This is a genomic window from Paraflavitalea pollutisoli, from assembly GCF_029360705.1.
GTDB classification, from domain to species: Bacteria; Bacteroidota; Bacteroidia; order Chitinophagales; family Chitinophagaceae; genus Paraflavitalea; species Paraflavitalea pollutisoli.
In genome coordinates, this window is record NZ_JARKMX010000008.1 from 1,764,530 (window position 1) to 1,779,673 (window position 15,144).

13 protein-coding genes are annotated in these 15,144 nt (G+C 52.5%); 3 read left to right on the forward strand and 10 right to left on the reverse strand.

Annotated elements, in window-relative coordinates; translation table 11 throughout:
• Positions 1–11: 11 nt before the first annotated feature.
• The 6 genes from P2W70_RS20720 to P2W70_RS20745 all read right to left on the reverse strand — a co-directional run bounded on the left by P2W70_RS20720 (position 12) and on the right by P2W70_RS20745 (position 7,757).
• Positions 12–3,140: a SusC/RagA family TonB-linked outer membrane protein gene (locus tag P2W70_RS20720; protein ID WP_276483431.1), complete on the reverse strand. Its 3,129-nt coding sequence runs from the start codon at positions 3,138–3,140 to the stop codon at positions 12–14.
• A 418-nt stretch (positions 3,141–3,558) separates the two neighbouring features.
• The gene (locus tag P2W70_RS20725; RefSeq protein WP_276483432.1) at positions 3,559–3,933 is read right to left on the reverse strand and encodes a YidH family protein; all 375 of its coding nucleotides are present in this window, start codon (positions 3,931–3,933) and stop codon (positions 3,559–3,561) included.
• 180 nt (positions 3,934–4,113) lie between these two features.
• Positions 4,114–5,610 carry a S41 family peptidase gene (locus P2W70_RS20730; RefSeq protein WP_276483433.1) on the reverse strand — a complete coding sequence of 499 codons (1,497 nt, stop codon included), beginning with the start codon at positions 5,608–5,610 and terminating at the stop codon, positions 4,114–4,116.
• Positions 5,611–5,676: 66 nt separating this feature from the next.
• Positions 5,677–7,029 carry a helix-turn-helix domain-containing protein gene (locus P2W70_RS20735; protein ID WP_276483434.1) on the reverse strand — a complete coding sequence of 451 codons (1,353 nt, stop codon included), beginning with the start codon at positions 7,027–7,029 and terminating at the stop codon, positions 5,677–5,679.
• Positions 7,030–7,103: 74 nt separating this feature from the next.
• Positions 7,104–7,388 carry a hypothetical protein gene (locus P2W70_RS20740; RefSeq protein ID WP_276483435.1) on the reverse strand — a complete coding sequence of 95 codons (285 nt, stop codon included), beginning with the start codon at positions 7,386–7,388 and terminating at the stop codon, positions 7,104–7,106.
• A 66-nt stretch (positions 7,389–7,454) separates the two neighbouring features.
• On the reverse strand, positions 7,455–7,757 hold the full coding sequence (locus P2W70_RS20745; protein ID WP_276483436.1) for an RNA recognition motif domain-containing protein: 303 nt from the start codon (positions 7,755–7,757) through the stop codon (positions 7,455–7,457).
• Between the two features lie 210 nt (positions 7,758–7,967).
• Between P2W70_RS20745 and P2W70_RS20750 the strand changes: the two genes are divergently transcribed.
• Positions 7,968–8,771, forward strand: coding sequence for a class I SAM-dependent methyltransferase (locus P2W70_RS20750; protein WP_276483437.1), 804 nt, complete (start codon positions 7,968–7,970; stop codon positions 8,769–8,771).
• Between the two features lie 143 nt (positions 8,772–8,914).
• Complete coding sequence (locus P2W70_RS20755; RefSeq protein ID WP_276483438.1) at positions 8,915–9,145, forward strand: RNA recognition motif domain-containing protein; 231 nt, start codon at positions 8,915–8,917, stop codon at positions 9,143–9,145.
• Between the two features lie 126 nt (positions 9,146–9,271).
• On the opposite strand, the gene P2W70_RS20760 is transcribed toward P2W70_RS20755, so the two are convergent.
• From P2W70_RS20760 to P2W70_RS20775, 4 genes are all read right to left on the reverse strand, one after another.
• Complete coding sequence (locus tag P2W70_RS20760; protein WP_276483439.1) at positions 9,272–9,643, reverse strand: RNA recognition motif domain-containing protein; 372 nt, start codon at positions 9,641–9,643, stop codon at positions 9,272–9,274.
• A 166-nt stretch (positions 9,644–9,809) separates the two neighbouring features.
• On the reverse strand, positions 9,810–10,676 hold the full coding sequence (locus P2W70_RS20765) for a hypothetical protein (protein ID WP_276483440.1): 867 nt from the start codon (positions 10,674–10,676) through the stop codon (positions 9,810–9,812).
• A 141-nt stretch (positions 10,677–10,817) separates the two neighbouring features.
• On the reverse strand, positions 10,818–12,983 hold the full coding sequence (locus tag P2W70_RS20770; RefSeq protein ID WP_276483441.1) for a TonB-dependent receptor: 2,166 nt from the start codon (positions 12,981–12,983) through the stop codon (positions 10,818–10,820).
• Between the two features lie 43 nt (positions 12,984–13,026).
• Positions 13,027–13,332: a hypothetical protein gene (locus tag P2W70_RS20775; protein WP_276483442.1), complete on the reverse strand. Its 306-nt coding sequence runs from the start codon at positions 13,330–13,332 to the stop codon at positions 13,027–13,029.
• Positions 13,333–13,573: 241 nt separating this feature from the next.
• On the opposite strand from P2W70_RS20775, the gene P2W70_RS20780 reads away from it, so the two are divergent.
• The gene (locus P2W70_RS20780) at positions 13,574–15,136 is read left to right on the forward strand and encodes a glycoside hydrolase family 43 protein (protein ID WP_276483443.1); all 1,563 of its coding nucleotides are present in this window, start codon (positions 13,574–13,576) and stop codon (positions 15,134–15,136) included.
• Positions 15,137–15,144: the final 8 nt, after the last annotated feature.

Genomic DNA, 15,144 nt, shown 5'->3' on the forward strand with positions numbered 1-15,144 from the left:
GATTGGCATGTTTAGAAAGTAATGTTAGCACCAAGATTATAACGTTTCACCGTAGGGTAAGCACCCTGAGAAGCCCAACCCGTACCGGCGAAGTTCGACTCGCGGTCGTCGGGCATTTTGCTCCAGGCCACCAGGTTGTTACCATTGAGGTAAACCCGCAGGGAAGCCAGTCCCAGGCGCTTCACCAGCCCACTGTTGAACGTGTACGCCACTTCAGCATTCTTCAACCGCACGTACGAACCATCAAACATGTACTGCGTACCCCGGTAATAGCCGGCCGGTGTAGACAACCAGCGCGGCATGGGTACGTCGGCGCCAAAATTGTCTTTCGACCAGTAGCTGCCTTCATCGTACACCACGTGGTTTTGTGAACCCAGGCTGTTGAACACCACCTGGCGGGTAACGTTGTTCACCGCGTAGAACTGCACAAAGAAAGTCAGGCCCTTCCAGTCAAGGCCCAGCGTGGCGTTGTAGGTATTCTGCGGCCAGCTGCTGTGGCCATAGGGAATATTGTCGCGGGTATCGATGATACCGTCGCCATTGTAATCCACGATATAATAGTTGCCGGGCAATTTCTGGTTGTCATTAGCATCATGGATCGTGCTGCCATACAATTCATCCCAGGTATTGTAGTACCCACGGCTTACATAAGAATTCGTTTGACCGATCTGGTAGCCATCGGTTTTTTGATAAGCCGGCAGCAATTCAGGATTGTCGCCATTGATCACTTTATTCTGCGTATGCGTCATGTTGAGGTCGGCCCACAAACGCAGGTTATGGGAAGTCTGGTGATTGACATGTAACTCTAGCTCATAGCCCTTCGACTGGGCCCTGCCCAGGTTGGCTACCGGTGGATTGGCTCCATAATAAGAAGGTACCGATGTACGGGTGCCCATCAGGATCTTGCTGCGGTTGTCCTGGAAGAAATCGGCCTTACCGCGGATGAGGCCCCTGAACAGTTCAAAGTCGACACCCACATTGTATTTCTCGGCCTGCTCCCATTGTACATTCGGGTTGCCCACGGCAGTTTCCCGGTACCAGTTGTACGGACTGAACTCGGCCTGCTCACCCGTCATACCCAGTCTCGACTGTCCGCCATAAGCCCACTCGGTGAGATACAGGAAGCGGTTGCCGACGTCATCGAAACCAGTCTGGCCATAAGAAGCCCGCAGTTTCAGCAGGTCCAGGAATTTTACGTCCTTCATGAACTTCTCCCGGGTTACGATCCAGTTCAAACCACCCGAAGAGAAGAAGGCAAAACGATAGGCCGGCGCAAACTTCTCCGATCCATTGTAAGCACCGTTGTATTCTAAGGTATACTTACCGTCATAGGTATAGGTAGTACGGAATACCCAATCTTCGCGGTACGAAGGGATCGCACTGTTGGTGGCGGTAATGTTCCGGTTCAGCAGGCCCATCGCCGTCACCGCATGTTTGCGGGCAAAGGTCCTGGCGTAGTTCAATTGCAATTGATAGAAGAGGCGACGCTGGTTGCCGGATATGGCGCCTGCTGCAGGCGACCATTTGGAACCTTCCTGGAAATCGAAGCCCGTGGCCGGGTCCATGGTTTCCTTATAAGTAGGAATACCGGTCTCGGGATCTATCCATTTGCGTTGTACGCCATTGTACAGGTCATTCACACCACGGTCACTCTCGATGAAAGTATTGTCCATCGAAACGGTACCGTTGAAGCGAAGGCCCTGTAAGATCATGTCCAGGTTTTGCTCCAGCGCGAAGTCCGTAGTGATCCGCGTTGTGGTCTGGTACTGAATACCACCCACCGATACACTGCGGGCAGAGTTTTCAGCACGGCCTTCGTTCGGCGCAAAATAGCCCCAGCTGCCATCGGCATACTTGGGCAGGAACACATCCGGCGCCGTCGTATACGCATCGATCCAGGGGCCATATTGGTTGCCCGAAAAACCCCAGGGGCTCTTACGTACACCATACGAACCGCTCAGGTTGGCCTTGAAGACGGTGGTAGGTGTCAGGTTGAAATCGAGGTTCGTCCGCACGTTGGCGCGGTTGAAACCAAAACCGGGGCTGTAGCCGCGGTTATTGTCCAGCACACGAAACAGGTCGCCCTCATGCAGGAAATCGGCACTGGTAAAATATTTTACAAAACGGGTTCCCCCGCTGATATTCAGGTTGGCATTTTGCGACAGCGCATAATCTTTAAATAACGCCTTCGCCCAATCCACGTTTGGATAACGTTCTGCTTCCACGAGGTTTGCCGGGTTACGGTACTTGTCGATGATCTCCATCGGCGTATAGTTGTTCCAGGAGTCGGGTTTCAACGCGAGCTCATATTCGATCGCATCGTTCATCGTACGCAAGGCATCATAAGAATCAGCCTTACCCGGTAACTTGGAGGGCACCTTCACGACAGAGTTGATGGTACCGCGGATAGAGGCCTTGCCCGTTTTACCCCGTTTGGTGGTAATCAGAATAACACCGTTGGCACCCCGCGAACCGAATACGGCTGTAGCGGAGGCATCTTTCAGTACAGTCACTGATTCTACGGAGCCGATATCGACGCTCGTCATCGGGCGTTCTACACCATCCACCAGTACCAGCGGACTGGCATTGTTCCAGGTGCTACGGCCACGAATGATGATCTGCGGGTCTTCTTCACCCGGCAAACCGGTACTTTGCGCCGTGATCAGGCCGGGCACATTACCCGTCAGGGCGGCCCCGATATTGGAAACACCACCGGCCCTTTCCAGTACGGCGCCTGTGGTTTGTGATACGGCTGCTACCACACTTTCCTTCTTCTGGCGGCCATAACCGACCACCACGACATCTTCGAGACCAATGACACTATCTTTTAAAGCGATCGACACATTGGTCTGGTTGCCGATGGCTACTTCCTGCGAGATCTTGCCCACAAACGTAAACAGCAGGATATTTTTACCAGCCGGCACCCGGATGGAGAACCGCCCATCGGCGGTCGTACTGGTGCTGATACCGGTTGTTTTTACCGATACGGTAGTGCCTGGAATGGGTAACTTCTTTTCATCCAGTACCACCCCTTGCACCAACCGCGCCTCCTGCGCCCGCAGGGGTGAATAGACCAGCACCATCGAAAGCACGATCGCTGTCGACAGCCAAAACCGGAAGGTCTTTTGCGAAAAGCTCATGTTTAAATGTTGAATTGACGTTTGAAATGGAGAGACAATAAACTACCACGACGGCCAGCGAGTGACCATCGAACCCATACACAATCCCCTCGGGATTGCCGGGTTAAATTAAATGCAGCTTACCCGTTACGGGAGATCAGCTGCGCGTACCATACATAAGTTGTTCGAAAACGGCCTGCAAGAAGGGGCAAGACCGGGCTGGGGAGAGCATGTCATAAGCAATCATTTAAGCGTTTTGAATAAGCAATTTTTACAAAGCGTTAGTTGGCAGGTCATACGGCACTAACAGAAAATACAACGCACTAAAACTACGATTGCCATATGTGCACACATGGCACAGATCACCAAAAGGAGGGTAATAATGTCTTGCACCAATTGCAACAGCGGCATTAAATCATTGATTGCTAATGAGAAGCGACTACAATGTGTCAATAAGATAAAGAATGAGGAGAAGGCTACATACAAACATTCCTGCGGCAAAAACATACAACCAGGTGGAGCGCTGGTGAAATTGACCGGTCGATAACTCGCGGTTGGTACGCTGGTACCGGATCATGCCCACGACCAGGGCGAGGGTACCGAGTATCACCAGCAAAATGCCGACAGGACCCGAGAATCCCTGCGAGCGAACCGCATAAGGCTTACCCATCACCATCGCCAGTTGCTGCATGAATAAGGAGAATTTCACCACTACGAAACCAAAAGCCATGATGCCCACGCCGGTGCGTATCCACGCCAGCAGGGTGCGCTCATTGGCCAGGTGTTCGTTGGTCAGTAATTTTTTATCATCCATACCAGCCAACGCATAAAACCAATGCCAGGAAGATAGCCGCACAATAAAAAGCGCCGTACCCCAGGGGAGTACGGCGCTCAACAAAGATCATCCAAACAAGACCAGGAATAAGACCACTTCGGCCATCAGTACCAGAATGAGTATCCAGAGCAGCCGCCTGCGGTGATGCGTACGCATGCGTTACGGTTTAAGCGCTATCAGCTGAAAGGCTTTTTCCAACACCACATCACGACCGGCCACTAAATCCTCCACGCGGGGCACCACCAGGTGCTCAGGCACAATACCATGGCTTGTATTATACTTTCCCTGTAAAGACATATGATACCGTACCAGCGGCACCGCCAGCGTCAACTTACTATGGGGCAGGCGCACATTGGCAAAAGCGCCACTGTTATCCGCTGTCAAAGTCCCGCCGGTCTCTTCACCGATGAAGACGCCGCGCTGCCGGTCACGAACAATAGCACTGAACTCACTGGTCACCGAAAAACTACGCCCATTGATCAATACGTACAGTTGGCCGGTGTAGGCGCCTGGTTGAGGAGCCTGCTCGCCCAGGCTGGGGTTCATCGTGAACAGGTATTCATTGCCTTGCCGAACGATAAACGCTTTTAACTGGTCAAATTGCTCGGGCAGCCAGGCGTATTCACGGAAACTAAGGTTGCCATCCGAAGCCACCGTCAGGTGGTCATAGTAGCGAAAGGGTTTGTCCGTCAACCAGGCATACAATTGAGCGCCCCAGCGGTCCATCCCCCCCTCATTGTTGCGTAGGTCGAGGACCAGGTGATGCGTACCCGTCGCCTGGATGCGACGGAAAGCATTTTGCAGAAAAGCCTCCCAAGGCTGCGCGCCTTCCTGCGGCATAAACACCGGTATGCGCAGCAGGGCTACTCCTGGTTTCGGAAACGTCACCCCCAAGGTATCCACTCGGTGTTCATCGCCTCGTTGTCCCGCTCCCGCAGTCTTGCGGGAGGATTGCCTTATTTCATCCACCCCAACAGACGCCAGCCTAACCGTCTTCACCGCTCCACCCTTCACCCGGTACCCCACCGTAAATGCTTTTGCGGGCCCGATAAAACTTGCATAGTATCCGGCAAATGATTCTCCCAGGAACTGCCAGCGGGCACTTTCCACCGTCCCGTCTACGAATACCTGCGGCAGCAGTTGTCTCGTCACCTCGGCCATGGACTTGCCGTTGATGCTGACGATCTCTGCCCCTACCGGCACCACGGAGGTACCATAACTGAAATAATGCACCGCCTTACCTTGCTGAAAATGCAGCCGCAACGGAAAGAGACCGGTTTGATAAAAGGCATACAGATCGTCTGGCTTGCCATCGCGAAACCATTTCACATGACCGCAGCGGATATCTACCGCCACGGGGTTCAGCAGCCGGTAAAAGGCCAGCTCGCTCATGGGCTTTTCCATTTGCTGTTCTACTGCAGCAAATCGCTTCGCCCAGTAAACGCTATCGTGAAAAGCATACAAACCGGGATGAGCTTCCCGCAAGGCAGTTTTAAAAATGGCCAGGTCCCTCTTTAGTTCCGTCGGCGTAAAACGCCTGGTCGAATCGGATTGGTCCGCTTGCCCGGTGGTCATCGTTTCCCGACCAGCATTTGCTTGCCCGGCTGCCTGCATCGTCAGCAGCACGCCTGCCCATACAAAACCCCAATAGTTCATAGATTAATTTTTCAGCAAAACTATCCCGGCACGGCCCCCACACCGCCTCAGCCGACAGGCTAGTACCTATTGACCGAGCGATTGGAGGTATGCCGACGGCGTCATACCCGTATATTTCTTGAAGGAAGTATTGAAAGTAGCCTTGGAATTGAACCCGCAATCATAGGCTATACCCAGGATGCTCATCGACCGGGTACCCGGATCGGCCATCTTGGCCTGCACCGCCTTCACGCGGTAGCGATTGATAAAATCGAAAAAACTGACATGCAACCGTTCATTGATCACCTGCGACAGATGGTGCCGGTTGGTGTTCAGCGCCTCTGCCAAAGTATAGATCGTCAGTTCAGGTTGCAGGTAAGGCCGCTCCCGCTCCATATAATCCAGCAGCCGCGTCAGCAACTGCTCCGTCGTTGCGGCGTCGAGGCCCGACTTGGCATATTTCTTTCCTTCAACCGGTTCATCCATCCCAGGCGCAACTTCGGTAGTTGTATGCGCCATGTCATCCGCCCTGGTCGCTACTTCCTGCACCAGCGGCATAGATAAGTCAGTCACTTGCACACTGCCCGCATCAGTAACCCCCTTCCGGTCAGCCACTGCATGCTGCCCACTATCGACCGCCCCGGCAATCGCCGCCCGCTCAGCCACCAACTCCTGCTTCACCGGGTTGCTCCCGATAGCCCTCCCCCGCCCTTCCAGGTTGAACAGGGCTGGCTGCGTAATGCTCTTATAAGCCACCCAATACAAGACCAGCACGATGATCGCATAATTGTAGTGGTAGAAATTGGTGAGGAAAGGAATATCCCATTTGCGGCCATAAAACCCGAAGATGGTAATACCCAGGATAGCGAGGATGATATAAATGAACTGCCGCAACCACTGGAATTGGTACAGGCTGATCTCCGAATGCGTATCCGTCAGCGATTCCCGGTACAGGCGCAGTTGTCGCAACGAAAACAAGAGGTAAGCCAGCGTCCACGGAATGGTGAACTGGTTCATCCAGCCAAAATCGGCCACACTGGCCGCGTCAAAATCATTCAGCGTCGCTCGCTTGTCGTCGGCCGACTGTACATACCAGGGCAGCAGCAACACGAAGTAGGCGACGAAAGGAATGAAATGCAACAGTGCCCGCCGGTGAAAGTGCTGGCTGCGGGAAGTAATATGATAGGTGAAGAGATAAATGAGCGGACCAAACAAGGTAGGCAGCAACCACGAGATCTTACTCAGGTGCGGAAAACGCAGGAAGAAAGAGCGTGTGTCAAAAGCATTCAACAATGCCTGAAAAGAGAGCAATAACATCAATACGATCAGCAATACCGATACGATCGTATGCTTCTTTTTGGTCAGCAGCAAGAAAGCAAACAAGCTGGTATTGATCAAGCCAGCAACAACAAAATATTGAAAGAGAGCCGTTGTATTCATGAAGGGCGCCCGGTGTTACCCCACAAAAATAAGGGATTGACCAAAGCGCTGGGCACCGGTCCTGTAATAACCGCTTACTGGTCTGCGGCCTGGTACATATACGCCCGCTTCAACCAATTGAAAACCGTCACTTCGCTCATAACCTCCAAAGGAAGTTGGGTATTGATCAGTCTTTCCAACTGTTGACCAATCTCCGGCGCAGTCAGGCCGATCGATTCATAAAAGCAATTAATGATAAACAATAGCTGTTCACCATTATCCGGATCAAACCGGCGCCGGCTCGGCGCCCCGGCAAATGATATGGCACCTGGTCCCGACCAGTTATAGGCATGAACAAGATGCTCTTTTAAATACTTCATAGCAATTCTCCCCAACAAAACAGAACAAAAAAAAAGTCCGCCTTTCGGCGGACTCGCGTAAGTCGTTTACCACTTATTACCGGAATAACCTTCCGTTTTAAAAGGACTTTTGTTAAAAGACTTGGTCGGCTTGGCGTTGGCTTCCGATACCTTGATGGTACGGCCATCCAGCGACGACTGGTCAAGCTGTTGTATGGCTTCACGGGATGCAATGCCGTCTTCCATTTCTACAAAGCCAAAACCACGGCTGCGACCAGTTTCACGGTCCGTGATGATCTTCGCAGAAGTTACCGCGCCAAATTGAGCAAACAATTCTTTCAATTGTTCATCCTGTACATTGAATGACAGGTTAGAAACATAAAGGTTCATATAAATCTTTTATAAAATGATATCTGAGTAAGGCAAGTAGTAGAAGCAAAAATGCAATGGTAGTAGCAGATTGAAGTCAAATACTGATGCGAGGCTCAAATGAATTGACCAAAGCTAAGCTTAATAATCGACAAATCCACAATTATTTTCTGCCTGCAAACGGTCTCTGCCGCTTGGAGATAATAAAGTAACTTCAACGAAAGACAAACTATGATTGCAAAAGCATTCCTGGCACTCACAGAGTATCCTGCTTTCAGAAGGCTTATCTGGAAACCGGTATATGAAGGACTGGCGAAACACTTCAGGATCAGCGATTGGCATTTCATGAATTACGGTTATGCACCGGCGTCAACCCAGGCATCCATCGACTTACTTCCGCACGACGAGATCAACCGCTATCCCATACAGCTATACCACTACCTCGCACAAAAGACCTCCATCAAAGGCAAACACGTACTGGAAGTAGGCAGCGGTCGCGGTGGCGGCGCCAGTTATATCAGCCGTTACCTGCAACCCTCGAAAATAACGGGTATCGATATCGCCAGTCACGCAGTTAACCTGGCCAGGCACCACCACCAGGAAGCCAACCTGCATTTCTTGCAGGGCAATGCAGAAAAACTGCCCTTTCCCCCGGAAAGTTTCGATGTTGTATTGAACGTGGAGAGTTGCCATGCCTACGGATCGGTACCCCGGTTCCTGGCAGAAGTAAAAAGAGTATTGAAGCCTGGCGGTGTATTTCTGTGTACAGACCTGCGCGGTCCCGAAGGAATGATCCTGCTCAAGGAGCAACTGGATGCCAGCGGCCTGCAGCTGCTATCGGAAGAGAACATCACCCGCAATGTAAGCAACGCCATCGAGGAAGAAGACACGAACAAGCAACAGCGGATCAACCAGCACATCGCACGCTGGATGCGCCCGGCCTTCAGTCAGTTCGCCGGCACCAAAGGTTCCCGGATCCACAAAGACCTGCTGTCCAATGCACTGATCTACTATAGTTTCATGTTGCAAAAATAGGGTTGAAAATCGTTTACAATAAATTAGGCGCCGCTGTCTAAATAGACTACCTTACACAAACGGCTTTCTATTGTGTACAATCCCACCTCTATTAGTCCTCTACACTATACCAGGTCAATTTAGTCATCAGTAAATCGTACAACATGCGTATGCTTATTAGCAACTTGAACAGGTTGACTACCGTCACACACCTGACCAGGCTTTTTTTCCCCTTTGGATTGCTGAGCTCTGCCAGGCTCGTCGGGAATGGAGACGATGGACGTTGCAATGGAACCGCCATGATCGAGATGGAGCAGGAGGCAGGCATGATAGCGATGTATGAATTACACAACCTGCAATTCATGAATCACTACATCCAGATCGAAGAAGCCTGATCAACGGTCCTTGCCGGCATTCTACCTACAATCTTTTGCTCGCGCTAATTGTATGTTGACTATGGGGCAACTCGTTAAAAAAGAAAAGGTCCGCCATAAGCGGACCCTTCAGATAATATTGTCGGATTACCATTTGTTTCCTTTGTTGTAGCCGCCGCCTCCGCCGCCGCCACCACGGTATCCACCACCGCCGCCACCGCCGCGATAGCCACCACCGCCGCCACCGCCACGGAAACCACCACCGCCACCACCGCCGGGCTTAGGCCTTGCTTCGGTTACGTTCAGGGGTCTGCCCTCTACACTGGTTTGATTCAGCTTCTCGATAGCTTCTTTGGCTGCATTGTCATCATCCATCTCAACAAAACCAAAGCCACGTGATCTGCCGGTTTCACGGTCGTTTACGATGCTTGCCGAAACTACATTACCAAATGGCGTAAATAAATTTTCAAGGTCTTCGTCGCGGAAGTTGAAAGACAAATTAGAGACATAGATTTTCATCTGCTATTTTTTAAAATGATATCTGAGTAATGCAAGAAGTAAACGAATAAAATGCAGGGGCAGAGCAAATTACTAACGATACTGATGCTAGCTCAAACGATATCTAAAAGGTAAGACTAATTATTGTTAGCAGCAATTTTATTTTTCGGGCAAACTGCCCAAACCCTTATTGGCGCTGATAGTAACGCAGGGAGGGGTCCACATTGAAGGCGCGCTCGCTCAGGGTGTAAAAACCTTTGTTGTCTGCCCGGAAAGCCACCGCCTCCCCTTGCATTTCCGGCAGATAGGCCAATGTAACCGGCTTGTTGCCCAATACGGAAGGAATGGCGTCGCTTGCCCTCTTCGTGTAATAGTATAGACGGGTATACGTCTTCAGAATAAATTCCTTACCGTCCGGTGACAAAGCCGCACTCACCACCCCCGTATAATCGAGGTCCCGAACCGGCACGGCCACATTCATCGACGTGGTGCTTTGCGGATAGGGCAGCTTGAATACCTTGCTGGCCGCATCGCGTTTCGTAAATACATAGATGTCTTTGGTGCCGGGATCCACTAGGAAAGCCTCTGCATCATGTGCCCCATCGGGATACCTGAATTCGATCACATCAAAGGAACTGGTCTTCTTCACGCCACGGGCCGGCTCGGCAAAGCGGTAAAAGCGGCAGCTGGTCGCTTCGGCATTGTTGTCGCCGATATCGCCGATGTACAGCTGATCGCCGGCCAGTACCATATCTTCCCAGTCACGGTTCACCGCCCCTTCCAGCAGCACCGTATCGGCAATCGTACCATCGTGTTTGAGCAGGTAAATGGCCGGTGGGTTGCCGCTGTCTTCCTGCACCCACAAATAACCGGCATGCCGCTTACTATCGGCCATACCCGAAGCTTCCACGATCATTCCATTCTTTAGGGCGATCACCTGCGGCGTCGCCGCAAATCCTTCGGGAGTAACGGTGACCGGCACTTCCAGGATACTGGCATCCGGCTCCTTTTGACAGGCCAGTAACAACACGGTGAATAGGAGAAACTTGCTCATGGCAGTTGACTTGGGCACAAAATATACGAAGAAAACACCATTCGTCGGGCCCCGCCCTGCCCGGATTTACAAAGGCGTAACACACCCGTCAGCAAAAAGGGCGGCCCATTGCCGCCCTTGAATACACTTGATAAATATCAATCACAACCGAACCTTCAAGCCTCCATTCACCACAAAACCTTCTACCGGCGCGTAGATATCGCGGAAAACCGGGTTATCGATCGGGCCGGTATAGATCGTATCGAAACGGGTTTGCCGGGTATTCGTGAAATTCTCAAAGTTCACAAACAGGGAGAAATGCTCCCACAACTTCTCCGCCATGAAGCCGGTGATCCAGTACGACTTCCCTCTGGTACCATCGTTCAGTTGCTGCGGACTGTAATAATACGCCTCCAGCCCCAGCTTCCATTTCTCCTCCACCTCATACATCAGCACATTGTTGAGCCGGTGACGGGCCGTCAGTGGTAGCCAGGCTTTGGTATCCAGGAAATGCGTGTTGGCATCGGTGTAGGTATAACCCAGGAACAGTTTGAAATCCCCATAGCTAAGCCGCAGATTCGTTTCCATGCCCTTGGTATCGATATACCCTTCGCTGTTCTGGAAAGCTGCGATACCGGAAGGGGCCGTGATCAATACCAGCGGCCTGTTCAGCCGGGTATAAAAGAACAGGTGATTAAATTGTACCCCTACCTCGCCGATACGCGTGCGGTAGTTGATATCCCAGTTGCCACCCACGGAGCGTTCGTTGCGCTCACGGTTCTCGTTGATGGGGAGGATGCGTTGAAACTGGCGCCGCTCCGCCTCTTCCGTAAAGATGGTGGGCGTCTTGTACCCAAAGCCACCGCCCAGGCGCGTGGTAACGGCAGGCGAGATCCGCCACATGGCCGATACACGGGGCAACAGCTCAAAACCATACGCCTTCGTATAGTCACCCCGTAAGCCCGTCTCCAGTACGACCTTGTCAGATACTTCCCAGGCGTTCTGCACAAACACGCCGAACGTGTTATAATGATAATCGCGCACCGGATCGTTGGATCGTTTTTCTTCCTGCAGATCGTCCGTCAGGAAGTTGGCGCCGGCTACCCAGTCCGATTGTTCCCCTTTGCGGTTCCAGGTCAGCTCCGAGAACGAGGACTGCTGCAGGGCGTCGAACGCATAACCGGGGATCTCGATGGCGCGTTTAAAATGACTGTAGCTGTTTTTGAATTGCAGCGTCGAATGATCTCCCGCCTGGTAGGCTACACCCAATTGCGTCGTTACCCGGTCGGTATTGTTGCGTTCATAAAAGCCGCTGCCGCCGTGTTTGATATAGTTTACGTTACCCCCGGTGCGGTCTTCCGTGATATAGGTCACGCCCACATCGGCCGTCAGCTTTTTACCATACAGGAACAAGCGCGGGTTGACGGTATAGCGTTCAAATTTCGGGATGGCGGTCAACCCGATATCAGCCGGATCAAAAGGGGCATTGCTGTTGCGGGAGGCGAAGACAGTCAGCCCTGCCTTGCCATAACGTTCGCTGTAAAAGCCGCTCAGGTCAAGTCCTTTGGCGGAGGTGGCATTCGCCATAAAGCTCAGTTCGCGTTCTTCTTTGGGCTTTTTGGACACAAGGTTCACGAGGCCCGCGATGGCGCCGCCACCATACAGGGTAGAGGCCGATCCTTTGATCACTTCCACCTGCTGCAGGTCGAGCGGGGCGATCTGCAAAATGGACAGCCCGCCCGAGAAGCCCGCATACAACGGATAGCCATCGCGCAGCAATTGTGTGTAGCGGCCATCCAGCCCCTGGATACGTATACCCGCGTTGAAAGAAGTGGCGGAGGTTTGCTGGGTTTGAATGCCGGTACTTTCGTTGAGCAACATCCGGATATCACCGGGTTTCATATTGCCTTTCTCATCCAGCTCTTCGCCGGAGATCACTTCCGTACGGGTGGGTGTATTGGCGATGGTGCGGCTGGTACGGGTAGCGGTGACCACCACTTCCTCTTCTTCCTCTTCGGCTGCTGAGCCGCCTTCCAGCAAGATCTCTATAGGCGCTTGCGTAGTGAGGGGGAATATATAAGACAGCGTCTGGGGTTCGAATCCTACAAATGAAATGACGAAGGTTTGTTTACCATCGGGTATGCCGGCGATGATCACCAGGCCGGTGGAGTCGGCCAGGGCCGATTTGTTGGGGCCTTGCCATACCACCGTAGCGCCGGCCAGCGGGGCTTTGTCGTCCCCGCCGCGAATAATTGCTTTGAATGAATGTTGAGCCGAAGCTGCCCCATACAGGCAGCACAGTAGTATCCCTGTCAAAAGGAATCGCATGATCGATGATTAAATGGAGTAAATGGGTTAAGAACGGATAGTGCTAACCCAGGCGGGGTGGCTGAAACCAATCGGCCGTAAAAGTAGCAAGACGAACCAGGTATACAGCCCCATGCACGGGTTGCACGGTAGTTTCCGGTACATCGATCAAGGGGGCTTTGGCCACTTCTACGGCTGCCGGGCAGGTGCCGCAGGCAAAAAAGGGAGAGCAGGCCTCATCTTTTTTCTCCTCTTCGTGGTTGGTGACGGATACCGCTACCTCGTCGGCACAATCGTCGTGCATGCAGCAGGGAAAAAACGTCCCGGCGGCAGTCAGCAGTGTCAACAGCAAAGAAAAAAGGATGCGCACGGCGCTAAGATACACGCTAAAAGCAAGTTAGCAAAAAGAGCGGGTAGCACCATACACAGTTAGCCGGGTACATGGTGGTCCCTTGAGACCAGGCCGTCCCTACCCTGCCCGTTCGTAATTGAGACGCCCCGGCCAGAATTTCCTGCCGCCCAGCTTGGCCGTATCCGGGCGGATCGCTACATTTGATTGTCAATTACACACTTAATTATTCTGTAGTTTTCCACTACTGCCAACTTGCTATATGATCAAGACTATCCTGACCAACCTGGCGTTGGTCACTACCCTGCTTATTGTACAGCCGCTGACTACCCCCGCACAAGCCACCAATCCTATTATCTATGCGGATGTGCCCGACCTGTCGATGATCCGCGTGGGCGATACGTATTACATGAGCAGTACAACGATGCACATGAGTCCGGGGGTGCCGATCATGAAGTCAAAGGATTTGGTCAACTGGCAGATCGTGAGTTATTGTTACGATGTGCTCGATAGTGTCGATGCGCTCAACCTGGATAATGGCAAGTTTGCCTATGGCAGTGGCTCCTGGGCCAGCAGCATCCGCTACCACAAGGGCACGTTTTATGTCTCCACGTTTGCCGGCACTACGGGCAAAACCTATATCTACACCACCAAGAATATTGAAAAAGGTCCGTGGAAGAAGATCTCCTTCAAACCGATGATGCACGATCATTCATTGTTCTTCGATGATGATGGAAAGGTGTACATGATCTATGGTGGGGGCAGGTTGATGATCGCTGAATTGGAGGCAGACCTCACCGGAATTAAAGCAGGCACTACACCGCAGGTACTCATAGAGGACGCCAGCAAGCCCGGCGGGCCCAATATGGGGTTGAAGGCGGAAGGTTCCCAGCTCTTTAAAGAAAATGGAAAGTATTACCTGTTCAATATTTGCTGGCCACGGGGCGGCATGCGCACGGTCACGATCCACCGGGCCGATAAGATCACGGGGCCTTATGAAGGGCGGCTTGGCTTCCAGGACAAGGGCGTGGCGCAGGGGGGATTGATCAGTACGCCGAAGGGCGATTGGTATGCCTACCTGTTCCGCGATTATGGCGCGGTGGGTCGTATCCCCTATTGGGTGCCGGTGCAGTGGGTGGATGGCTGGCCGGTGATTGGGGTGGATGGCAAGGTGCCCGATACGTTGGCCAAACTGCCCGCCAGCAAGGGCTTGATGCCGGGCATTGTAGCGTCGGATGATTTCAACCGTAAGAAGAACGACCGCGCGTTACCATTGGTATGGCAGTGGAACCACAATCCGGACAATGCCAACTGGTCGCTGGCGGCTCGCAAGGGCTGGCTGCGGATCACTACGGGCCGGGTAGATACGTCGTTGCTGCTGGTGAAGAACATGCTGACACAGCGCACGTTTGGCCCTACGAGTGCCGCGTCAACCCTGATGGATGTATCGAACATGAAAGAAGGCGATTGTGCTGGCTTGGCCCTGTTGCAAAAGAAGTTTGGCTGGGTGGGTGTGAAGATGGAAGGCGGGAAGAAATGGTTGGTGATGATCAATGGCGATAAGACTGCCCCGGTAGAAGTAGAACGCGTACCCCTCACCGCCAATACGGTGTACCTGAAAGCGGACTGCGACTTCCGTGACCGCACCGACAAAGGCACATTCTCCTACAGCCTCGACGGCCAGTCCTGGACCCACATCGGCAACATCCTGCAGATGGAGTACACCCTACCCCATTTCATGGGTTATCGTTTCGGTCTCTTCAATTGGGCGACGAAGTCGACAGGTGGATGGGTGGAGTGGGATGGGATGGGTCTAAGTAAGTAAAGCTACCT